The sequence below is a fragment of the Gilliamella sp. wkB18 genome, from assembly GCF_001690875.1.
Lineage (GTDB): Bacteria > Pseudomonadota > Gammaproteobacteria > Enterobacterales > Orbaceae > Gilliamella > Gilliamella apicola_A.
On sequence record NZ_LZHM01000054.1, the window covers coordinates 37,871 to 60,036 of the forward strand.

The following is a 22,166-nucleotide window of genomic DNA, read 5'->3' on the forward strand; positions in this document are numbered from 1 at the left end:
ACATGACCAAAGTATCAATAGAAACACTGGCTCAAGAAATCAACACTCCAGTGCAAACACTTTTGCAACAGTTTGCCGATGCTGGTATTAAGAAAACCGCATCTGATACTGTTACTCAAAAGGAGAAAGAAGCTTTGCTTGCGCATTTAAATCCTCAGCAAGGCCCGACAAAATTAACATTACAACGCAAAACGCACTCAACATTGAATGTGTCAAGCGGGGGTGGCAAAAGTAAAGAGATTAAAGTTGAAGTCCGAAAAAAACGGACTATTGTTAAACAAGATCCTGCTGAACTTGAAAAAGCACGTTTAGAAGCTGAACAAAAAGCGAAACAAGAAGCTGAATTGAAAGCACGCCAAGAGGCAGAAGAAAAAGAGAAATTAGCCGCTCAGGAAGCCAAAAAGCGTGAAGATGAGGCAAAAAAAAGAGCCCAAGAAGATAAAGCTAAACAAGCCGTTAAAGCGGTTCAGGAGCAAAAGACAGATCCAAAAGTGAAAAAAGCGCAAGAAGAGAAAGCACGCTTAGAAGCAGAAGCTAATGAAATTAAACGTAAAGCCGAAGAAGAAAATCGTCGTAAACTTGAAGAAGAGGCTAAACGTATGGCCGAAGAGGCGCGTAAATTAGCTGAAAAATACAGTGATGCAGTTGAAATCGATAATAACAATGATGATGATGATTATCATGTTACAACATCGAAATATGCCAGAGCTGCAGAAGATGATACTGATCGTGAAGTTGAAGGTGCGCGCGGTCGTGGTCGCAATGCCAAACAAACCAAACAGAAAAAAAACAGTAAGCTATCTGAAGGAAAAGCAGAACGGGAAGAAGCGCGTGCGGCAACCCGTGGTAATCATAAAAAGAAAGGAAAAAGTGCGTTGCAGCAGGGCTTTAACAAACCAGCTCAAGCAGTTAACCGTGATGTTGTTATTGGCGAAACTATTACTGTTGCCGAATTAGCAAATAAAATGGCTGTAAAAGGATCAGAAGTAATCAAAACCATGATGAAGATGGGGGCGATGGCAACGATCAACCAAGTTATCGATCAGGAAACAGCACAACTTGTTGCCGAAGAAATGGGGCATAAAGTGGTACTTCGTCGTGAAAATGAACTAGAAGAATCACTGATGAGTGATCGTGATACTGGGGCTGAAAAAGTCTCTCGTGCGCCTGTAGTTACTATTATGGGGCACGTAGACCATGGTAAAACCTCATTGCTTGACTATATTCGTAAAGCAAAAGTAGCTTCAGGCGAAGCAGGCGGTATTACTCAGCACATTGGTGCTTATCATGTTAAAACGGCAAGTGGTGAAATTACCTTTTTAGATACTCCGGGGCATGCGGCATTTACCTCAATGCGTGCTCGTGGTGCTAAAGCAACGGACATTGTAGTCCTTGTTGTCGCCGCTGATGATGGTGTGATGCCACAAACCATTGAAGCGATTCAACATGCTAAAGCGGCAAATGTGCCGATGGTAGTTGCGGTAAATAAAATTGACAAACCAGAAGCAGATCCAGAGCGCGTTAAAGGCGAACTTGCTCAATATGGCGTGATGTCAGAAGATTGGGGGGGCGATACGCAGTTTGTTCATGTTTCAGCAAAATCGGGAACGGGTATTGATCAACTACTTGAAGCAATTTTATTACAAGCAGAAGTGCTTGAACTTACCGCATACGAAACTGGAATGGCAAGTGGTGTGGTTATTGAATCATTCCTTGATAAAGGACGTGGCTCAGTTGCGACAGTGTTAGTGCAATCAGGTACGTTACGTAAAGGTGACATCGTTCTTTGTGGATTTGAATATGGTCGAATTCGGGCAATGCGTAATGAACTTGGAAAAGAAGTGACAGAAGCGGGACCATCAATACCGGTTGAAATCCTCGGTTTGTCTGGTGTGCCATCAGCAGGTGACGAAGCCACTGTTGTGCGTGATGAGAAGAAAGCACGCGAGGTTGCCCTTTATCGCCAAGGTAAATTCCGTGATGTAAAACTAGCTCGTCAACAAAAAGCGAAACTTGAAAACATGTTTACTAATATGACAGAAGGTGACGTTTCTGAACTTAATATTGTCTTAAAAGCAGATGTTCAAGGTTCAGTTGAAGCGATTTCTGACTCATTATTTAAACTGTCAACTGATGAAGTTAAGGTTAAAATTATTGGTTCAGGAGTAGGCGGCATTACCGAAACTGATGCATCGCTTGCGGCAGCATCAAATGCCATTATTTTAGGTTTTAACGTACGTGCTGATGCTTCGGCCCGCAAAGTAGTTGAAACAGAGAACCTTGATCTTCGTTATTATTCTGTTATTTATGACTTAATTGATGAAGTTAAACAAGCTATGAGTGGTATGCTGGCACCAGAATACAAACAAGAAATAATTGGTCTTGCTGAAGTACGTGATGTCTTTAAATCACCTAAATTTGGCGCAATTGCTGGTTGTATGGTTACTGAAGGTGTGGTTAAACGTCATAACCCAATTCGTGTTCTACGTGATAATGTGGTTATCTATGAAGGCGAACTTGAATCATTACGTCGCTTTAAAGATGATGTTAACGAAGTTCGTAACGGTATGGAGTGTGGTATTGGTGTGCGTAACTACAATGATGTTCGTGTTGGGGATGCAATTGAAGTATTTGAAACTATCGAAATCAAACGTACAATTTAGCCATTACGAATTTCATGTAATAAGTTTATAAGCAAGGTTTAACCCTTGCTTATTCATATTTTAAGGAACATAGATATGGCAAAAGCATTTAATCGTTCATCTAGAGTTGGACATGAATTGCAAAAAGAAATTGCAATTATCTTACAACGTGAAATTAAAGATCCTCGGCTCGGTATGGTCACAGTTTCGGGTGTTGATATCTCGCGCGATCTTTCGTATGCCAAAGTGTTTGTCACTTTTTTAAATGATGATGATCCACAAGTGATTGAACAAGGTTTAGCAGTACTTAATGATGCTAAAGGTTATATTAGAACTTTAATTGGTAAAGCGATGCGTTTACGAATCATTCCCGAAATCAAATTCTTTTATGATGAATCGCTAATTAAAGGTATGCAAATGTCTAATTTGGTAGCAGATGTTATCAAACAAGATAACGAACGTCATAAAGATTAAGATTAAAAATAGCCCTGATTTTGTCAAAAAGCTTCAGAACGCTATGTTTTTCAGTATAAAAAGATGATGAATATAAAAAAAATTCGCCGTGACATTAACGGCGTTTTGTTACTAGACAAACCGCAAGGCATGACATCCAACGATGCATTGCAAAAAGTGAAATGGTTATTTAATGCTAAAAAAGTAGGGCACACAGGCGCACTTGATCCATTAGCTACTGGGATGCTCCCTATCTGTTTTGGCGAGGCGACCAAATTCTCGCAGTATTTATTGGATTCGGATAAACGTTACCGTGTGATTGCCAAACTTGGTGAACGAACCGATACATCTGATGCCGATGGGCAAATTATATGTACCAAACCCGTTAAAGTGACTGAATCACAAATCAGACAAGCTTTAACACATTTTTGCGGTGATATTTTACAAGTGCCAACCATGTTTTCGGCACTAAAATATCAAGGAAAACCACTTTACGAATATGCTCGCCAAGGTATTGTTATTGAACGTGAAGCAAGACCTATTACCATTTACGAAAATCGATTTATTGATTTTAACGCCAATAATAGTGAATTAACGTTAGAAATACACTGCTCTAAAGGAACCTACATTCGAACTATTATTGATGATTTAGGCGAGTTGCTGGGTTGTGGTGCACATGTGATTTATTTAAGACGTTTGCAAGTTTCTAATTATCCAATAGAAAATATGATCACTTTAAATGCATTACAAGTGATGCTTGAACGGGATAAAGTATTATTACCTTGTGATAGCCCATTAAATGAATACTCTAAAGTTATACTTACCGAACAACAAGGTAAAAATATTTTATTAGGACGAACTATAACGCTTGAAAATACCATGCCAACTGAAACCCTAGTCAGAATATATCAAGGGGATCAGTTTATTGGTGCAGGTATACTAGTGGGTGACCAATTATCACCTAAACGCCTAGTTTCAACGGTGGTTTAAACAAATTTAAGTTTAAAATATAGTAATAATTATTGGAGCGAGCATTATTTTCTATTAGCTATATTCTATTTAATAGAAAATTGGTTCAGCTTCAATAAGATAATTATTTTTTATTAATGGATCGTTTTTTTGAATTATCTCATTAATTAATATTGCTGCTTTTTGCCCCATTTTATATAAAGGCTTATAGATTCTGCTCAATTTATCTAATTCATTATAATGTCGATCTTTTGAATGGCTAATATAAGTTAAAGTCAATGGATTGTCTGTATTAGATAGGATTTCATTTGCTTGATGCAAAACGCCCAACACTGCGCTATAAGACGAATAAAAATTTTGTTGATTATAATAGTTTTCATCTAAGTAATTTAAACTGATATTATCAGCGCAAATAATGGCAGAAGGCGGTTTGTTGCTCTTAAATAATCTTTTAGTTGCAGTTCGACCATGATCAAAGCTAAAACAATTTTCAATGATGTAGTTAGGATCAACAATGATGTTTGCTCGTAACAAAGCTTGTTTATAGCCTTCTAAAAACAAACTTGAACTAATTTTATCATGATCATTTAATAAAACAGCGATCTTTGAATGTGAATTACAAACTAGATATTGAGTTAACTGATAAGCAATCATTAGGTGATCAAAATAAATACACGTAAAATCAATTGAATAATGATTAACTAAAATTATAGGAGGTAATGTGTTTTTATAATATCTGAGTATTTCTAAATAAGGGGCGTCATTAATTATCACAATACCGTCAAAGATATTTTGGGTCACATATCGAATTAAATAATGAATATCATGGTTATCAGAATAAGGAAAACGTAAATAAAAAAAGACATATTCTTCTTTTTTCAAAGCTTGTTCTAAACCTAAGTTAATTAAACTTTTTGAAAAAAGCTGATTATCAATAATTAAAATTTTCTTAGTTTCAGGTCCAGCTTGATATGGTTTAAAATTATTGAAAGTATCAACATGTAACTCTTGTATAGCTTGATAAACTTTTGATTGAGTCTGTGGTGAAGTTAAATTGGGTGTATTTAATACTCTTGAAACAGAAGCAATTGATAAATTAGCTTTTTTAGCAATAGTGGATAACGTTGTTTTTACCATGATGACAAAAATAGTTCAATTAATTTGGCTTATTACTTTAACGACGATTACATAATTTGTAATTGACCAAAATTCATTTTATCGATCTATATTCCAAAATAGTGAAACAGCTTTTTTACGCTATCTTTGACAATATAGTGATATAATCAGCATTAAATTTTTTTATTTAGGTTCTAAATATGTCTGTATGGAATATTGCTGTTGTTGGGGCGACAGGACAAGTAGGTTCTGCGCTAGTTGAATTGCTACAAAAACGTAGTTTACAAGACAATAATCTAAAAATTGAAAATCTCTATTTGGTCGGCAGTGACAATAGTGCTGGTGAAGTTGTTCGCTTTGCTGGTAAAAATTTAACTGTTACTGATAGTGCACAAATGGACTGGAGTCAGTGCCATTTTGCCTTTTTTGTTGCTAGTTCTGAAACAAGTGAAAAATATGCACAAATTGCGGCAGAATCAGGCTGTGTAGTGATTGATTCTAGTGGCTATTTTGCTCAGCAAGAGCATATACCATTAGTAGTACCTAAAGTTAATAATAGCGTATTAACTGAATACCGTAATGAAAACATTATAGCGGTAGCTAGTGCCACTGTGTGCCAATTGTTGCGTTGTGTTGCGTCGTTAACTGATATTGAGTTATTAACCAATTTGCATGCCACCAGTTTTATTCCTGCCTCATTGTATGGTAAGCAAGGTGTTGATGAATTGGCTGGGCAGAGCGCTCGCTTATTAAATGGCATGCCAGTTGATAATCAGTTATTTGACAAGCAATTAGCATTTAACTTATTACCCGTATCGCACGAACATGATGATTCAATATTAGGTGAAAAGTCACAAGTTAATCAAATTCGTAAAATATTAAGTAATTATGAACTTCCTGTCTCTATTGAATCAGTGATTGTGCCTGTGTTTTATGGGGTGTCACAAGCTATTAATGTATCAAGTAGCTTACCGATTGAGTTAGATATGACACGTTTTAGCGAGTTTGGGGTTGAAGTGCAAAGCGATAATCTGCCAACTCCAGTGACCGAAGTTAGTATAGAGTCTGAAGGTCAGCTAACTATTAAATTGGCTAATTTGAGACACAGTTACGGTCATTATGAACAAATTCAATTTTGGTCAGTTGCTGATAATATTCGTTATTTAGGTGCATTAATGTTAATTGAGACACTAGAGATTCTCATTCATGACTACCTATAAGATTGCTCTTGGCATTGAATATGATGGCAGCGATTACTTTGGCTGGCAGCGACAACAATCTGTTGATTCTGTTCAAGAAAGGTTAGAATCCGCACTATCGATAATTGCTAATTCAACAATAAACGTATTTTGTGCTGGTCGAACCGATGCTGGCGTGCATGCAACAGGGCAAGTTATCCATTTTGAAACCCAATCAACACGTTCACCGAGTGCTTGGACAATGGGAGTGAATTCTCATTTACCGGATAATATTGCGGTGCGTTGGTCACAAATAGTTGATGATAGTTTTCATGCGAGGTTTAGTGCGACAGCTCGTCGTTATCGATATGTGATCTATAATCATCGTTATCGTCCAGCCATTTTAGCTAAAGGGGTATCGCATTATTATTTGCCTTTAAATGAAATATTAATGCACCAAGCAGCACAATATCTATTAGGTGAAAATGATTTTTCATCGTTTAGAGCTGCACAATGTCAATCACGAACTCCTTGGCGTAATATACATCATATTGAAGTGATAAGGCAGGGTGAATATATTATTGTTGATATCAAAGCGAATGCCTTTGTACACCACATGGTACGTAATATTGTGGGAAGTTTGCTTGAAGTTGGCACTGGTAATAAACCGCCTGAATGGATTGCTGAGCTTTTACAAGTAAGGAATAGAACTCAAGCCGCGGCGACAGCTAAACCAGAAGGGTTGTATTTAGTTCAAGTAGAATATCCAAAAGAGTATCAAATCCCTAATCTTGTATTAGGACCATTATTTTTAACATAAGCACATTGCTTAAAGATGAATTAAAAAGATGAATGTATGAATACTGGCGAAACAAGTTCAAGTAGAAACTCAAGAAATGAAGAGTCGAAAAGCTCAAAGTTGCATAATATCAAAATGCCTCCACATTCAATTGAGGCAGAGCAAGCTGTGCTAGGAAGCCTAATGCTTGATAATCAACGTTGGGATGCGGTTTCCGAAATGATAACAGAACGTGATTTTTATTCGCGTCATCATCAACTAATTTTTTCAGAAATGCATACGTTAGTTAGCAAAGGTACGCCAATTGATTTAATTACCTTATCAGAAAGCTTAGAAAGTAAAGATTTACTAAGTGATGTTGGCGGGTTTGCTTATTTAGCTGAGCTTTCTAAAAATACACCAAGTGCAATTAATGTGGTGGCATATGGTGATATCATCCGTCAACAAGCAATTTTGCGTGAACTAATTAGCGCTTCAAACGAAATTGCTGACAACTGTTATGCTACAGAAGGGCGTGATAGCAGTGAAATATTGGATCTGGCAGAAAGTAAAATTTTTCAAATTGCTGAAAGCCGAACTAAACAGGGTGAAGGACCAAAAAGTATCACCGAAGTATTAGAGTCAACAGTAGCTAAAATTGAAGAGCTATTCCAACGCCCACACGATGGCGTAACGGGGGTTTCTACTGGATATATTGATTTGGATAAAAAAACCGCAGGATTACAGCGTTCAGACTTAATTATTATTGCCGCAAGACCTTCAATGGGGAAAACCACCTTTGCTATGAATTTGTGTGAAAATGCTGCGCTAGAACAGGAAAAGCCGGTATTAATATTTAGTCTAGAAATGCCTTCAGAACAGATAATGATGCGTATGCTTGCCTCATTATCTAGAGTTGATCAAACACGCATTCGAACTGGACAACTTCAAGACGATGATTGGGCAAGAATTTCAAGTACTATGGGATTATTGCTCGAAAAGAAAAACATCTATATTGATGATTCTTCTGGTTTAACGCCAATGGAGCTGCGCTCACGGGCAAGACGCATTTATCGCGAGCATAAAGGATTAAGTATGATCATGGTTGATTATTTACAGCTTATGCGCGTGCCGAATATGTCAGAAAACCGAAACTTAGAAATTGCTGAAATTTCTCGGTCACTTAAAGCTTTAGCAAAAGAGCTGCAAATTCCGGTTGTTGCATTATCACAACTCAATCGTAGTTTAGAACAGCGTGCCGACAAAAGACCTGTAAACTCGGATTTACGTGAGTCAGGTTCTATCGAACAAGATGCCGATGTGATTATGTTTATCTACCGTGATGAAGTTTATAATGAAGCGTCTGAACATAAAGGCATTGCCGAAATTATATTAGGCAAACAACGAAACGGTCCTATCGGTAAGGTTCGTTTAAAATTCCAAGGGCAATTCTCACGGTTTGATAACTATGCCGATGCCAGTAAATATATGGATGATGAATAATTTTATTCCAATTTACAGGATAAAAGTTAGGGTAACATGCGCGTTGAAAAGATTTACACGCATGTTGCATTTCAAACAATTGAGATTAACGGTGTATCATTTTCCTAATAATAAATTGATAAATTTGCACAAACAAAAAAATAGCAGCCTGTAATATGACAATACAAGCGCTGGTTGAGGCATCAAAATAAAAACTAATTAACGTACCAATCACCGAAGAAAATACTGAAACAATTACCGCAACAAGTAACATTCTTTCAAAACGCCGAGTTAATGAAAATGCTGTTATGCCTGGCGCAATAAGCATTGCAATAACTAAAATAACTCCTGCTGTTTTTAAAGAACTAACAATAGTTAATGCTATAACACTTAGTAACCCATAATGCAATAATTTAACTCGTAGGCCTACTACTTTGGCTTGAATAGAATCGAAGCAATAAAGCATAAGATCACGACGTTTAATAATTACCAATAACGACACTATAGTTGCAATTAAAATAATTTGTTTCAATTCAGCGTAACTAGTACCCAACACGCTACCAAATAAGATATGATTTAAATGCAGTGAAGTATCGACTTTCGAAAATAGTACTAACCCAAAAGCGAACATTCCCGAAAAAACAATCCCCATTACAGTATCTTCTTTAATTCGACAGTTATCCTTGATATAGCCTGTTGCGGCCGAACAGAATAAGCCTGATGCAAATGCCCCCAAAATAATAGGAATACCAATTAAATAAGCTATCACAATGCCAGGCAACACTGCGTGAGAAATCGCATCCCCCATTAATGACCAACCCTTTAATACTAAAAAGCAAGAAAGAAGTGCACAAACGATACTGGTTGTTAATGCTGCTAATATGGCTCGTTGAATAAAAGGTAGCGTGAAAGGATAATAAATATATTCCCATAAATCTGTCATAAATTCGCTCTCTTATTTAATCTGCTTTGCCTGATTTTTAGTTTGTTTGAAATCAACCCCTGTTTCGGTGCGAACAAAAATACCACAATAAAAATTAGTGTTTGTAATGTAACAATCACACCACCTGTTTCACCATTTAGAAAGTAACTTAACCAAGCGCCGATAGCGCTAGTCGTAGCACCAATAATCACCGAAATAACCAATAGCCTAGAAAATCGACTTGTTAATAAATAAGCTGTTGCACCTGGAGTTACAACCATGGCAATAACCAAAATAGCACCAACGGTCTGTAATGCAGCAACGGTACAAGCACTTAAAATAGTAAAAAAAAGGATTTTAAACATCAATGGTTTTAAGCCAATTGAGCGTGCGTGAGTTTCATCGAAAAACACCACTAAAAGATCTTTCCAAAACAGCAGTAGTAATATCAACGAAATCAAAATAATGATTTGCACTTGCCACATATCACTATCGTCAATACCTAAAATATTACCAAAAATAATGGTTTGCACATTAACGGAAGTTGGGTTAAGTGAAATAATCAATAAACCGGTAGCAAAAAAAGTTGAAAAAATAAAACCAATAATGGCATCTTCTTTTAAACGAGTCATTGTACGTATTATTGTAATTGACAGAGCAGCCAGTGAGCCAGTAAAAAAGGCACCAACAGAGTAGGGTAAGCCTAGAGCATAAGCTCCCGCCACGCCAGGTACAACAGAATGTGACAGTGCATCTCCCATTAGTGACCAACCCTTTAACATTAAAAAGGCAGATAAAAAAGCACAAGTAGCGCCAACAATACTACTTACCCAAATCGCTTTGAGCATAAAATTATAGGTGAATGGTTCAAATAAAAGTTCCATTTATAATTGCCCTTTTGGTTCGTTTTTGACATGGTCAACCAACAAATCTCGATGAGGCGAATCATCTTTCCCTTCTCCATAAAAAATTGCAGCACGTTCATCGTCGGTTAAGATGGATACTTTACGAGGATCTTCATCATCATGCAATTTCTCTCCTGACAAGCTAAGATAACGTAGTGCACCACCAAAAGTGGTCATTAAATTTTGCGGTGTAAAAGTTGTTTTAGTTGGACCAAAGGCCAGAACTGTTTGATTAATTAACACCACTTGATCGCAAAATTCAGGGACACTACCCAAATTATGGGTCGAAACTAAAATAAGGTGAGCATCTTTTCGAAGATCTTTTAACAAATCTATTATGGCATTCTCTGTTTTTACATCAACACCGGTAAAAGGTTCATCTAATAATAAAACTTTACTTTGCTGAGCTAAAGCTCTAGCTAAAAAAACACGTTTTTTTTGTCCACCGGAAAGTTCTCCAATTTGGCGATATTTAAAATCCAACATATTGACACGCTCAAGAGCAATATCTACCTGCTTCTTATCTTCTTTACTTGGAATACGAAAAAAAGACATATGACCGTACCGCCCCATCAAGACGACATCAGACACTAAAACAGGAAAGTCCCAGTCGACTTCCTCTGTTTGAGGAACATAAGCTATAACATTTTGTTTTAGTGCTTCTTTGACAGACATATCATTTAAAGTCACTTTTCCTCTAGTTGGTCGTATCATGCCCATAATGCTCTTAAACAATGTTGATTTACCACTACCATTTACGCCAACTAATGCACAAATCGTTCCTCCATTGAGAGTGAAACTTGCATCATGTATTGCTGTGTGACCATTATTATATGTCACGGTTATATCATTAACATTTAGGCAAATTCGATTCATTATTTTTCAAATCCTTTAGCAATTGTTTCAACGGTAACTTTCAATAGATCTATATAAGTTGGGACTGGACCATCTTTAGTTGATAATGAATCGACATATAATACCCCTCCATAGTTTGCTCCAGTTTCTTTACTGACCTGTTTTGCTGGTTTATCCGAAATTGTGCTTTCACTAAAAACGACAGGTATATTATTAGCTCTAACCAAATCAATTAGATTTTTAACTTGCTTCGGTGTACCTTGTTGCTCGGCATTAATCGGCCATAGGTAAGCTTCTTTCAAATTGTAATCTCTTGTTAAATAACTAAAAGCCCCTTCACTGGTCACTAACCAGCGCTTAGTTTCTGGAATTTTTGCTAAACGTTCTCGCAAAGGGGTATCAAGTGCTTTAATCTTTGCGATGTAATCACTGGCATTTTTATTATAAACTCCGGCATTTTTAGGATCATATTTAACCAAAGCTGCACGGATATTTTCAATATAAATTAAAGCGAGTGTTGGCGACATCCAAGCATGTGGATTAGGATTACCTTTATAAGTGCCTTCTTGAATAGATATTGGTTCAATACCTTCAGTTACCACAACAGAAGGTACATCTTGAATATCTTCAAAAAAGCGTTTAAACCGTAATTCTAAATTAAGCCCATTCCACAAGACTAAATCAGCGGAAAGCATTTTAGTAATATCTTGAGGAGTAGGATCGTACTCATGAATTTCAGCCCCTATTTTTGTAATAGATTCGACTGTAGCAGCATTGCCAGCAACATTCTGCGCGATATCTTGAATGATAGTAAAGGTTGTAACAACTTTAAATTTTTTATCGATTGCTAAAGCAGAATCTAAAAGAGCAGTCAAAAGAATTAAAGAGGTCAATATGGCTTTTAATACCGGTTTTCGGCTTTTAAAAAAAATAAGCTTCATTAGCTACTCCTTGTTTCATATGCAATCTTATAACAACGTTATTGCATTATATGATAATACAAAAGTTTATTAAAATAATAATGAGAATTATTATCATTAAATGAAAAAGTCAAAGTTATTAGAATATTTTATAAAAAAATAAAATAGATAGCAGATAATTCCTATCTATTAAAATAATAGTTAATTAGAAAAAATAAAGTTTATAAGAGCTGGTATTATAGAAAAATGAAAATTATTTGTTAATTCTAACTCAATAAGGACAAAATTGCACCAATCAAAAGATTATTTGCAATAAACTAGTTTAAAAATTAACCAACTATTTCATAGTCTAAAAATTTTAAAAACCCTTAATATTACTTGATTAGCGATAGTTTTTAAGAGTTTTTATAAAAATTAAATACATTTAAATTGCAGGATGAGATTGTAATTTATTCGTAAATCGTGTAATTTACTCTCCACTTAAGCCTGCTAATTAAACATTATTTTAAAGGAAAAGGAAATTAAAGGAGAAATTATGTCTAGTAGTTATCAAAACGAAGTTCCTTCTGCTCGAGTCAGTATCAATCTTGATTTACACACAGGTGGAGCCACAAAAAAAGTTGAATTACCTCTCAAAATTTTATCTGTAGGTGATTATGGTCGAGGTAAAGACAAACGATCACTTTCAGATAAACAAAAAGTATCGATTAATAAAAATAATTTTGATGCTGTATTAAATGATTTTAAACCTGAAGCCAATATTACTGTTCCAAACAAAATTGCGGATGATGGTAGCGAAATTGTTGTAAATTTGGCGTTTGAGTCAATGAATGATTTTTCACCCGAGCAAGTTGCCAAAAAAGTTCCAGAACTACGTTCATTGCTTGCGATGCGTAATTTATTAAGAGATTTAAAATCTAATTTATTAGATAACGCTACATTTCGTTATGAATTAGAAAAAATCGTTAAAGACGAACAACTATCAGATGAACTCCGTGCAGAATTGGAATCAATCGTAGCGGAAAGTGATAAATAAATATTTTTTTAATAAATTAATGTAATTATTTTCAAAACAAAATATAAAGTTTTGATAAAAGCAAGAGAAGAAATTAATGAACGTGCAAAATCAAACAAACAATGCTACTAAAACGGTTGTTGAAGAAAATAGCAGTGTTTACCAATCTTTATTTGATAAAATAAATTTAAACCCAATTAAAAAAGCGGGCGGAATTGATAGATATGAAGATAACGAAGTATTATTCGAATCTTCACAAGATGAACGTGTTACCATGGCAATTAATATTTTGCTTCAATTAATACAAGGTTCATCAAATAAAGTTGAAAAATTAGATAAACACTTATTAGACTACCATATTAGTCAAATAGATCAAAAAATAAGTCGTCAGCTTGATGAAATCATGCATAATGAAACATTCCAAGAAATTGAATCCACTTGGCGTGGATTGAAATTCTTAGTTGATCGCACTGATTTCCGCCGTAATGTTAAAATTGAATTATTGGATGTATCAAAAGAAGAACTGCGTCAAGACTTCGAAGATGCACCAGAAATTAGCCAATCAGGTTTTTATCGGCATACTTATACTCAGGAATACGACACACCAGGTGGAGAGCCTATTGGAGTAACTATCTCGAATTACGAATTTGATCGTAGCCCTCAAGATATTTCTTTATTAAGAAACGTATCAAAAGTTGCTGCTGCAGCGCACATGCCGTTTGTAAGTTCGGTTGGTCCAAAATTCTTTGGTAAAGAAACAATGGAAGAAGTTGCTGCAATTAAAGATATAGGTAACTATTTTGATCGTGCTGAATATACTAAATGGAATAATTTCCGCGAAACAGATGACGCCCGTTATGTTGGCTTAACTTTTCCAAGAGTGCTTGCTCGCTTACCTTATGGTCCAGATACTGTTCCTGTACGTAATTTTAACTATATTGAAGATGTTAAAGGTGTAGAGCACAACCGTTACTTATGGGCTAATGCTTCTTATGCTTTTGCAGCTAACATGGCACAAAGTTTTGTTCGTAATGGTTGGTGTGTTCAAATTCGTGGACCACAAGCTGGTGGGCTTGTTGAAGATCTACCAATCCACCTTTACGATTTAGGAACAGGTAATCAAGTCAAAATCCCAACAGAGGTACTTATTCCTGAAACACGTGAGTTTGAATTTGCTAATTTAGGATTTATCCCACTTTCATTCTATAAAAATAGGGATTATGCTTGTTTCTTCTCTGCTAACTCAGCTCAAAAACCTGCTGTTTACGACACGAAAGAAGCGTCATCAAATAGCCGTATAAATTCTCGTTTACCATATATTTTCTTATTATCACGTATCGCACATTACTTAAAAGTAATCCAACGAGAAAATATTGGTGCAACAAAAGATCGTCGAATGTTAGAACTTGAGCTAAACAAATGGATTGGCAACCTTGTCACTGAAATGACTGACCCAAGTGATGAAGTCCAAGCCGCACATCCATTAAGAGAGGCGAAAGTTATTGTTGAAGATATTGAAGATAATCCAGGTTTCTTCCGTGTTAAAACATTCCTAGTACCTCATTTCCAAGTGGAAGGGATGGATATTAACTTATCAATGGTGTCACAAATGCCTAAGGCTAAATCATAAATTTTAGTCTGATTTGATTAATATCTAATAACTAGGAGTATTTAGGATACATGAAAATTTTTCGTCCTTTGTGGAATGAAGGCGTCTTTTTGACGCCTCAGCAGTTTCAACAGCAAGGCTTGTGGCAACAATTTACTTCACAAAAGTTAGCAGCTATGTCGGTTGCTAACCCATGGGGAATTGAGCATTTAACCATTGATACAAATGCGTTGACAGTTGATCGGTTACAAGCTGAGTCAATAAGTGTTCGATTTCCTGATGGAGTAGTAGTTAATACTGATATCGCTGATAAATTACCTGAAGCTAGAGTATTAAATACTGATATTCCTATTGAGCTTGAGGAAGTAACTGTATTAATTGCTATTCCATTATTGCAATCCAATGGCGGTAACTGTCTGCAAGATAACCAGCGACTTGAACGTCCATTACGTTATCGACAAGAATGGGTAGAAGTACCTGATTTACTGGGGCAAAATGTTGAAACGATTGCAGTTGAACGTTATGCATTGAAATTCTTATTTGACTTTGAAAATCACAATGATTATTTAACGTGTCCTATAGCTCGTTTAAAACGTGATCTTAACGGTAAATTTGTCCTTGATCTTGATTATCTTCACCCAATGGTAAACCTTTACACACAAAGTGGAACACTTATAAAAGAATTAGAACTTTTATGTGTACAAGTGCAAGCAAAACGCCTACATCTAACAGGAATGCGACATGAGCGTAATCAACAAATAGCTGAATTTGCGACTGCTGATGTTTCGTTATTTTGGCTCTTAAATGCATTAAACACATTTGAGCCTCAACTTAAATTCTTACGTGATAATCCATCCTTACATCCAGAAAGACTTTATCAAGTATTAACTTCATTTACAGGGGCACTATTAACATTTTCGTTATTAAATAGTGTTGATGGTATTCCGACTTATAAACATGACAAGCTTAATGAAGTTTTTCCACCACTATTTGGATTAATTCGCAATTTGCTTGAAGAAAGTTTACCATCAAGAGTAATTAAGATTGAACTAGTTCATGACAAAGATACACTATGGACAGGACGATTAAATGATTCACGCATCGTCGAAGATGCAGATTTCTATCTTTCTGTTCGATCAAGCATGCCAGGACATCAGTTACAATCTCGATTCCCAATCTTGTGTAAAGCCGGTGCACCAGATGATGTAAAACAAATCATCCACTCAGCACTATCTGGAATTCCAATTAAAGCCTTAAGCCATGTACCCGCAGCAATACCTGTGCGTCTAGATAATCAATATTTTGCATTGGATTTGACCCATAGTGCGGCAAAAAATATGTTAGAAACAAGGTGTTGTGAATTTTATGTACCTCGAGCAATGCAAGATATTTCATTGGAGCTATTCGCAGTTTTGCGAACATAGGATTAAATTATGAGTATAGAACCAAAACCAATTGTTATTGATGAATTATTACGCGATTCAATCTTAGTGGTTGTCCAACTTAAAGCAAAAGCGGATATTCCTTCAGGACACAAATTATACGAACTTTGTAAACAGCAAGTTACAAGCGTACGTGAAAAATTATATAACGCACAATACAGCCAAGATGTAATTGACGATATCAGTTATGCATTATGTGCTTTATTAGATGAGACTGTATTACTTTGTCATCGAGACAATCCGAAAAACCAAGACTATGATGAATGGTTGGGTTCTCCGCTGCAAGTGATTTTTTTCAACACACATAATGCAGGTTATGATCTGTTTGAAAAAATCCGAGCTCGTTTAAAGGCGGATAAAAAAGAAGGTCTTGTATTAGCTTGTTTTGACAGAGTTCTTGGACTTGGTTTTCAGGGATGCTATCTTGATAAACCTCAAATGGAACGAGAACACCTAATCATAGCACTACGTGAAGCTTTACGAGAGTACGAGCCAGAACAATCTTACCCAATTATCGAACAAACAAAAATTTACCGATATAAGGGAAGAAAAACAGTGTTATTAACATGTACTGTATTGTCAGTTATTTCGGTTCTTGCCCTTTATTTTGTATTTAATAATCAGCTAGATAATTTAGTTAAACAATTAGTTGGTTAAAGGTGCATTATGAGCGATTATCCTAAGCGCATTCAGGTTATCTATGCTGTTATATTAAGCCTATTGCTATTGTTTGTTTTTTTACCAGTAGCAATTGGCTGGAAAATTATAGGTACTGGCTTAATTTTTGCTATTGCTGGTGGAATTCTTTGGCAGATGCAACGCTACAGAAAAGTACTTGCCTCATCAACAGCCAATATTCAGTTTTTAACTCAGAAGCTTGACTTATTACCAGCAAGGCAACGTTACCGTTTACCAATTTTATTGGTTTCAGGCAGTGCGGCAAAAGATTTCTTCCCGGAAGATTTGTCCTTAGCTGAATCTAATGTAGTTATTTCTTCAGAAGCCGTTTGGATTTATGTTGACGAGTTTTCGCATTTACCTATAGTTTATGACTCATTAATTGCCAAATGGCCAGACATGTTAGGACGAGTAGGGCTATTTCTTGCAATTACGCCAGAAGTGGAAGATAAACATGGGTTTTTCATAGCTAAATTACAGGCATTCCGCCAATCATGGGTCGATACCTGTAGAATTGCAAAATATCAATTACCGGTATATGTATCAACGCATATCGGGCTTAACGATTTAATCTACGATGAATATAACTCATTACCAGTTTATTGGTTTCGATCTTTAAATCAAAAGTTATATCTACTTGATCAGTATTTATCGCCAATAGATAATTGGGTCAATGATATTAAAATCCCAACTGATGAACGTGAACGCCGATTAAGAATTCGCCCATTTTTAAACGAAACTGAAACTTGGCTAGAAAGCACAGTATTAGCTACTTTAGTAAATGACAAACAACCGATTGCTAAATGCATACCATCGGGAGTAGCAATTTATCCTACTAATAAATCGACAGTAAAAAATAATGTCATGCAAAAATTGTGGGAAAGTGTGACTACATTATCGCTTCCTAATACTCATAGCATACAAGACAACGTAAGTCCTCCGGATGCATTAGTGAAATTCATGCCTATTGCTTACCCATTTTCACCAATTAGCTCGATGATTTGTGGTTTAGTGATTATCACATCTCTATTTATTATGGGGTGCCTAGGGGCATCATTTTGGAATAATGCAAAACTTATCGAACGAATAAAAAATGATATTCATCATTATCGCTTGATTCCAATGGATAATTATGATGCAAAACGTCAGGCACTTGAGGCCTTACAAGAAGATAAATCAATGCTAAATGAATATTATACAAAGGGTGAACCAGTTCGCTTAGGTTTGGGGCTTTATAAAGGGTTGCGATTAACTGAACCGCTCAATGTGACCATGAGCGACTATGTTGCAAAACCAAGAGAAGTCGTCATTGTTGAACCTAAAATTGTGACAGTAGATCCACTTCCACCAATTCGTTTAGATAGTATGGCCTTGTTTGAAAGTGGACAATCAAGCTTAAAATCTGGTTCAGAAAAGCTCTTAATCAATGCATTAATTGAAATAAAAAAACAGATGAATGCTAATCCGGAAACGGGTTGGTTAATCATAATTACAGGACATACCGACTCAATTGGAGATGACGCCAAAAATAGTCAACTATCATTTAATCGAGCGATGTCGGTGCGTGACTGGATATTAAAAACCAGTGATATTCCTGATACCTGTTTCGCTATACAAGGGTATGGCGCAAAAAAACCTTTGGTAAGTAACGATACTCCAGAGAATCGTGCAAAAAACCGAAGGGTAGAAATAAACTTAGTTCCTCAAACATCAAATTGTATATTGATGAAAGAGAACTAATTTTTGAAACAAAAACAACAAAAGGAGATAAACAATGGCTGTTCCAGCATATATGTTTTTAAAAGATGATGGCGGTGCTGAAATTAAAGGTTCTGTAACCGTTGTAGGTCGTGAAGGTAGTGTAGAAGTGGTTGAGTTTGATCACAAAGTATACATCCCAACAGATGGTAATACAGGTAAATTAACAGGTACTCGTGTTCATAAAGCACTTGAATTTGTTAAAGAAGTTGACGCTTCATCACCATACCTTTACAAAGCTGTTACTACTGGTCAAAACTTAAAATCAGTTGAGATCAAATGGTACAAAATCAACGATGCAGGTCAAGAAGTTGAATATTTCAATACTTTAATGGATGGCGTAAAAGTTGTTTCTGTTAAACCTGAAATGCACAACATCAAAGATCCAACGAAAGAACAATACAATCACTTAGAGCGTGTTGAACTTCGTTATGAAAAAATTACTTGGACTTACAAAGATGGCAACATCATCCACTCAGATAGCTGGGTAGAAAGCCGAGGTTAATTTTTAATTAACGCGCTGATCCAATTAGTCTTAATTGGATCAGCATTTTTAAACTAATAAATAATGGAATTAAAGAAAGGAATAGTAGTAATGATTGCTGATCCCTCTGTTTTATTAAGACGACTAAATTCGTATTGTGCTAAATCACTCGAAGCTGCGGCTGGTTTATGCCAAACACGAGCACATACAGAAATTACACTTGAACATTGGTTATTAAAATTATTAGAACAGGGTTCAGGTGATATTACAATTATTGCAAGGCATTATCAATTTGATATGGATAAAGTCTGGACAGGATTACTAAATTATCTAGACGCATTGCCTCATACCATTAATACAAAACCAAGTTTATCGCCATCGTTGATTGCTATAATACAATCAGCATGGTTAAAAGCATCGCTAGAAGATCATGAAGAAGCGATTCGTTCAGTCCATATATTACAAGCATTGCAAGAAATGCCACATTGCTTAAAAGCACAAGATGCTTGGCAATTATTAAGTTTATCGCCTGTATCATTGAAAAAAATGCGTTCCAAATTAGATGAACTGTCAGATGAAAACCCAATTAATCAATCTAATTATTATTCAGAAGCTAACATTGATACAGCAGATAATTTGAATATTGAATCAACAACGGAAGGCAGTTCAGCAAATAATGCACAAAAATTATCAACGTCTGATTCTAAAAATGACACAGATAAACAAGCTACGTTGCAAAAACATCTTCAGGCAGCACTTGAACGCTTTACTGAAAATGTAACAGAAAAAGCTAAAGCAGGTAGAATCGATCCTGTTTTTGGTCGTGATAATGAAATCAGACAAATGATAGATATTTTATCTCGACGCCGAAAAAATAACCCAATACTAGTTGGAGAACCGGGTGTTGGTAAAACAGCCTTAGTTGAAGGTTTAGCACTTCGTATTGCTGAAGGTAACATACCTAAAAATCTTGCAAATGTTAGTATATTATCGCTTGATCTTGGTCTATTACAAGCTGGTGCGGGTGTTAAAGGTGAATTTGAGCAAAGATTAAAAAATGTTATTGATGCTGTTCAACAATCACCAACACCAATACTATTATTTATTGACGAAGCACATACCATTATTGGTGCAGGCAATTCTGCTGGTGGTGCTGATGCTGCAAATTTATTAAAACCAGCATTGGCTAGAGGTGAGTTACGGACTATAGCTGCGACCACATGGTCAGAATATAAACAATATTTTGAAAAAGATGCCGCATTGGAGCGTCGTTTCCAAATAGTCAAAGTTGATGAACCTGATGACGAAAAAGCCTGCCTTATGTTGCGTGGATTAAAATCGCGTTATGCTAAACATCATGGCGTACATATCTCAGATGAAGCAGTCAAAACTGCCGTTTCATTATCAAGGCGTTACATTAGTGGCCGTCAACTGCCGGATAAAGCGGTAGATCTACTGGATACAGCATCGGCACGTGTAAGAATGGGACTTGATACTATTCCTGAATCAATAGTCCAACTTGAAGCAAAAATAGATTCTCTTGGGATAGAACAAGAAGCCATAGAAGCTGATTTAGCATTAGGTGAAAATTTATCTAGTGAGCGTATAACTGAAATTGAATTACAGCTCAATGAATTGCACAAAAAATTAGCTACTCAACAAGCTCAATTTGAAAAAGAGAAGGAGTTAGTTGAAGAATTAATTGAATTGCGTAAAGAAATCACTACTGATACAGATACAAAAATTCTTAAGAAACTTTCTGAAAAGCAACAACAATTAAATGAATTACAAGGTAATAATCCATTACTTTCACTTGATGTTGATAGCCGTACTGTTTCTTCAGTTATTTCAGATTGGACAGGCGTACCTTTAGAAAGCTTATTAAAAGATGAGCAAAGCCATTTATTAGCACTTGAAGATGATTTACGTCAACGGGTTGTTGGGCAAGATACTGCGCTATTTGAAATTGCTAAGCGTATTCGTGCAGCAAAAACAGGGCTTACTTCTGAAGATGCCCCAATGGGTGTATTTTTATTAGTTGGTCCATCGGGTGTGGGTAAAACAGAAACTGCGTTAGCGCTTGCTGACACACTATTTGGTGGTGAGCAATCATTAGTGACAATTAATATGTCAGAATATCAAGAGGCGCATACGGTATCGCAACTTAAAGGTTCTCCTCCTGGATATGTGGGATATGGACAAGGTGGGATACTAACTGAAGCTGTCCGTAAAAGACCATACAGTGTTGTACTATTAGATGAAGTCGAAAAAGCACATCGTGATGTACTAAACTTATTCTATCAAGTGTTTGATCGTGGATTTATGCGAGATGGTGAAGGTCGAGAAATCGATTTCCGCAATACATTAATATTAATGACATCTAACCTAGGAAGTGATGAGCTTATGGCACTTTTTGAAGAAATGCCAGATGCAGACACTGCAACACAACAAGAATTATTACGACCTATTATTCGTGAACACTTCCAACCGGCGTTACTTGCTCGTTTCCAAACGGTCATTTACACCCCGTTAGGTCAAGATGCGCTACGTCGAATAGTCGAAATGAAATTAAACAAAGTTGCGAGCCGATTACAAAAACACTACAAAGTCGTGTTTAAAGTTGGCGAAAAACTTTACGATACGTTGGTTTCAGCATGCTTATTACCAGACACAGGTGCTCGCAATATTGACAGTATTTTAAATCAGCAAATTTTACCTGTGGTATCAAATTTACTTTTACAAAGAAGCAACATTGCTAATAGCAAAGTTCAAACTTTACTACTTGATTTTAACGAATCTGAAGGAATTGTATTGGAATGGGTAACAGATAATGGTAAAGCGAAAACTAAAGCGACAAAGGCTAAAACAGCTAAAATAAAACCAGCAGATGATACTCAAAACAGTAAACAAAAGACTTCTAAAAAAACAAAAGAAGATTTGAAAATTAAGGAATAAATAAA

General features: G+C 35.9%; 18 protein-coding genes. 13 read left to right on the forward strand and 5 right to left on the reverse strand.

Features of this window, described 5'->3' with window-relative positions:
- Positions 1-2 precede the first annotated feature (2 nt).
- The 3 genes from infB to truB all read left to right on the forward strand — a co-directional run bounded on the left by infB (position 3) and on the right by truB (position 4,085).
- Positions 3-2,663: a translation initiation factor IF-2 gene (infB, locus tag A9G48_RS05975; protein WP_034943702.1), complete on the forward strand. Its 2,661-nt coding sequence runs from the start codon at positions 3-5 to the stop codon at positions 2,661-2,663.
- Between the two features lie 75 nt (positions 2,664-2,738).
- Complete coding sequence (rbfA, locus tag A9G48_RS05980; protein ID WP_034943701.1) at positions 2,739-3,116, forward strand: 30S ribosome-binding factor RbfA; 378 nt, start codon at positions 2,739-2,741, stop codon at positions 3,114-3,116.
- A 63-nt stretch (positions 3,117-3,179) separates the two neighbouring features.
- A complete protein-coding gene (gene truB / locus A9G48_RS05985) occupies positions 3,180-4,085 on the forward strand; it encodes a tRNA pseudouridine(55) synthase TruB (protein ID WP_034943699.1) in 906 nt (301 codons plus the stop codon).
- A 69-nt stretch (positions 4,086-4,154) separates the two neighbouring features.
- Here the strand turns inward: truB and A9G48_RS05990 are convergent, their stop codons facing one another.
- A complete protein-coding gene (locus A9G48_RS05990) occupies positions 4,155-5,201 on the reverse strand; it encodes a LacI family DNA-binding transcriptional regulator (protein ID WP_034943696.1) in 1,047 nt (348 codons plus the stop codon).
- A 179-nt stretch (positions 5,202-5,380) separates the two neighbouring features.
- Here A9G48_RS05990 and A9G48_RS05995 point away from each other — a divergent pair, with 179 nt between their 5' ends.
- From A9G48_RS05995 to dnaB, 3 genes are read left to right on the forward strand one after another with little or no spacing between them, the layout of a single operon-like run.
- Entirely contained in the window at positions 5,381-6,400 is a 1,020-nt protein-coding gene (locus A9G48_RS05995) for an aspartate-semialdehyde dehydrogenase (protein ID WP_034943694.1), read from the forward strand.
- Positions 6,387-7,178, forward strand: a complete 792-nt coding sequence (truA, locus tag A9G48_RS06000; RefSeq protein WP_034943691.1) for a tRNA pseudouridine(38-40) synthase TruA — start codon at positions 6,387-6,389, stop codon at positions 7,176-7,178. The genes A9G48_RS05995 and truA overlap by 14 nt, the downstream gene beginning before the upstream one ends.
- Positions 7,179-7,214: 36 nt before the next feature.
- Positions 7,215-8,639 (forward strand): replicative DNA helicase, encoded by a 1,425-nt coding sequence (gene dnaB / locus A9G48_RS06005; RefSeq protein WP_034943689.1) that lies wholly within the window; start codon positions 7,215-7,217, stop codon positions 8,637-8,639.
- A gap of 85 nt (positions 8,640-8,724) precedes the next feature.
- Here dnaB and A9G48_RS06010 read toward each other — a convergent pair whose 3' ends face one another.
- From A9G48_RS06010 to A9G48_RS06025, 4 genes are read right to left on the reverse strand one after another with little or no spacing between them, the layout of a single operon-like run.
- On the reverse strand, positions 8,725-9,561 hold the full coding sequence (locus A9G48_RS06010) for a metal ABC transporter permease (protein WP_034943686.1): 837 nt from the start codon (positions 9,559-9,561) through the stop codon (positions 8,725-8,727).
- Positions 9,558-10,424, reverse strand: a complete 867-nt coding sequence (locus A9G48_RS06015; RefSeq protein ID WP_034943684.1) for a metal ABC transporter permease — start codon at positions 10,422-10,424, stop codon at positions 9,558-9,560. The genes A9G48_RS06010 and A9G48_RS06015 overlap by 4 nt, the downstream gene beginning before the upstream one ends.
- Entirely contained in the window at positions 10,425-11,321 is an 897-nt protein-coding gene (locus tag A9G48_RS06020; protein ID WP_034943681.1) for a manganese/iron ABC transporter ATP-binding protein, read from the reverse strand.
- Entirely contained in the window at positions 11,321-12,241 is a 921-nt protein-coding gene (locus A9G48_RS06025) for a metal ABC transporter substrate-binding protein (RefSeq protein WP_034943678.1), read from the reverse strand. Before A9G48_RS06025 ends, A9G48_RS06020 begins: the two co-directional genes overlap by 1 nt.
- 514 nt (positions 12,242-12,755) lie before the next feature.
- Between A9G48_RS06025 and tssB the strand changes: the two genes are divergently transcribed.
- From tssB to tssH, 7 genes are all read left to right on the forward strand, one after another.
- Positions 12,756-13,256, forward strand: coding sequence for a type VI secretion system contractile sheath small subunit (gene tssB / locus A9G48_RS06030; RefSeq protein WP_034943675.1), 501 nt, complete (start codon positions 12,756-12,758; stop codon positions 13,254-13,256).
- A gap of 76 nt (positions 13,257-13,332) precedes the next feature.
- Positions 13,333-14,865, forward strand: a complete 1,533-nt coding sequence (gene tssC, locus A9G48_RS06035) for a type VI secretion system contractile sheath large subunit (RefSeq protein WP_034943672.1) — start codon at positions 13,333-13,335, stop codon at positions 14,863-14,865.
- A 50-nt stretch (positions 14,866-14,915) separates the two neighbouring features.
- On the forward strand, positions 14,916-16,268 hold the full coding sequence (gene tssK / locus A9G48_RS06040) for a type VI secretion system baseplate subunit TssK (RefSeq protein ID WP_034943669.1): 1,353 nt from the start codon (positions 14,916-14,918) through the stop codon (positions 16,266-16,268).
- A gap of 9 nt (positions 16,269-16,277) precedes the next feature.
- Positions 16,278-16,943: a type VI secretion system protein TssL, short form gene (tssL, locus tag A9G48_RS06045; RefSeq protein WP_051825031.1), complete on the forward strand. Its 666-nt coding sequence runs from the start codon at positions 16,278-16,280 to the stop codon at positions 16,941-16,943.
- A gap of 9 nt (positions 16,944-16,952) precedes the next feature.
- Positions 16,953-18,704: an OmpA family protein gene (locus A9G48_RS06050; RefSeq protein ID WP_051825030.1), complete on the forward strand. Its 1,752-nt coding sequence runs from the start codon at positions 16,953-16,955 to the stop codon at positions 18,702-18,704.
- A gap of 34 nt (positions 18,705-18,738) precedes the next feature.
- Positions 18,739-19,227: an Hcp family type VI secretion system effector gene (locus A9G48_RS06055; RefSeq protein WP_034943666.1), complete on the forward strand. Its 489-nt coding sequence runs from the start codon at positions 18,739-18,741 to the stop codon at positions 19,225-19,227.
- 90 nt (positions 19,228-19,317) lie between these two features.
- Complete coding sequence (gene tssH, locus A9G48_RS06060) at positions 19,318-22,161, forward strand: type VI secretion system ATPase TssH (protein WP_065575947.1); 2,844 nt, start codon at positions 19,318-19,320, stop codon at positions 22,159-22,161.
- Positions 22,162-22,166: the final 5 nt, after the last annotated feature.

What these genes read in the sequence shown, in the direction of transcription:
- infB (WP_034943702.1), top strand. Translation starts at nt 3, where the DNA reads ATGACCAAAGTATCAATAGAAACACTGGCTCAAGAAATCAACACTCCA.
- rbfA (WP_034943701.1), top strand. Translation starts at nt 2,739, where the DNA reads ATGGCAAAAGCATTTAATCGTTCATCTAGAGTTGGACATGAATTGCAA.
- truB (WP_034943699.1), top strand. Translation starts at nt 3,180, where the DNA reads ATGATGAATATAAAAAAAATTCGCCGTGACATTAACGGCGTTTTGTTA.
- A9G48_RS05990 (WP_034943696.1), bottom strand. Translation starts at nt 5,201, where the DNA reads ATGGTAAAAACAACGTTATCCACTATTGCTAAAAAAGCTAATTTATCA.
- A9G48_RS05995 (WP_034943694.1), top strand. Translation starts at nt 5,381, where the DNA reads ATGTCTGTATGGAATATTGCTGTTGTTGGGGCGACAGGACAAGTAGGT.
- truA (WP_034943691.1), top strand. Translation starts at nt 6,387, where the DNA reads ATGACTACCTATAAGATTGCTCTTGGCATTGAATATGATGGCAGCGAT.
- dnaB (WP_034943689.1), top strand. Translation starts at nt 7,215, where the DNA reads ATGAATACTGGCGAAACAAGTTCAAGTAGAAACTCAAGAAATGAAGAG.
- A9G48_RS06010 (WP_034943686.1), bottom strand. Translation starts at nt 9,561, where the DNA reads ATGACAGATTTATGGGAATATATTTATTATCCTTTCACGCTACCTTTT.
- A9G48_RS06015 (WP_034943684.1), bottom strand. Translation starts at nt 10,424, where the DNA reads ATGGAACTTTTATTTGAACCATTCACCTATAATTTTATGCTCAAAGCG.
- A9G48_RS06020 (WP_034943681.1), bottom strand. Translation starts at nt 11,321, where the DNA reads ATGAATCGAATTTGCCTAAATGTTAATGATATAACCGTGACATATAAT.
- A9G48_RS06025 (WP_034943678.1), bottom strand. Translation starts at nt 12,241, where the DNA reads ATGAAGCTTATTTTTTTTAAAAGCCGAAAACCGGTATTAAAAGCCATA.
- tssB (WP_034943675.1), top strand. Translation starts at nt 12,756, where the DNA reads ATGTCTAGTAGTTATCAAAACGAAGTTCCTTCTGCTCGAGTCAGTATC.
- tssC (WP_034943672.1), top strand. Translation starts at nt 13,333, where the DNA reads ATGAACGTGCAAAATCAAACAAACAATGCTACTAAAACGGTTGTTGAA.
- tssK (WP_034943669.1), top strand. Translation starts at nt 14,916, where the DNA reads ATGAAAATTTTTCGTCCTTTGTGGAATGAAGGCGTCTTTTTGACGCCT.
- tssL (WP_051825031.1), top strand. Translation starts at nt 16,278, where the DNA reads ATGAGTATAGAACCAAAACCAATTGTTATTGATGAATTATTACGCGAT.
- A9G48_RS06050 (WP_051825030.1), top strand. Translation starts at nt 16,953, where the DNA reads ATGAGCGATTATCCTAAGCGCATTCAGGTTATCTATGCTGTTATATTA.
- A9G48_RS06055 (WP_034943666.1), top strand. Translation starts at nt 18,739, where the DNA reads ATGGCTGTTCCAGCATATATGTTTTTAAAAGATGATGGCGGTGCTGAA.
- tssH (WP_065575947.1), top strand. Translation starts at nt 19,318, where the DNA reads ATGATTGCTGATCCCTCTGTTTTATTAAGACGACTAAATTCGTATTGT.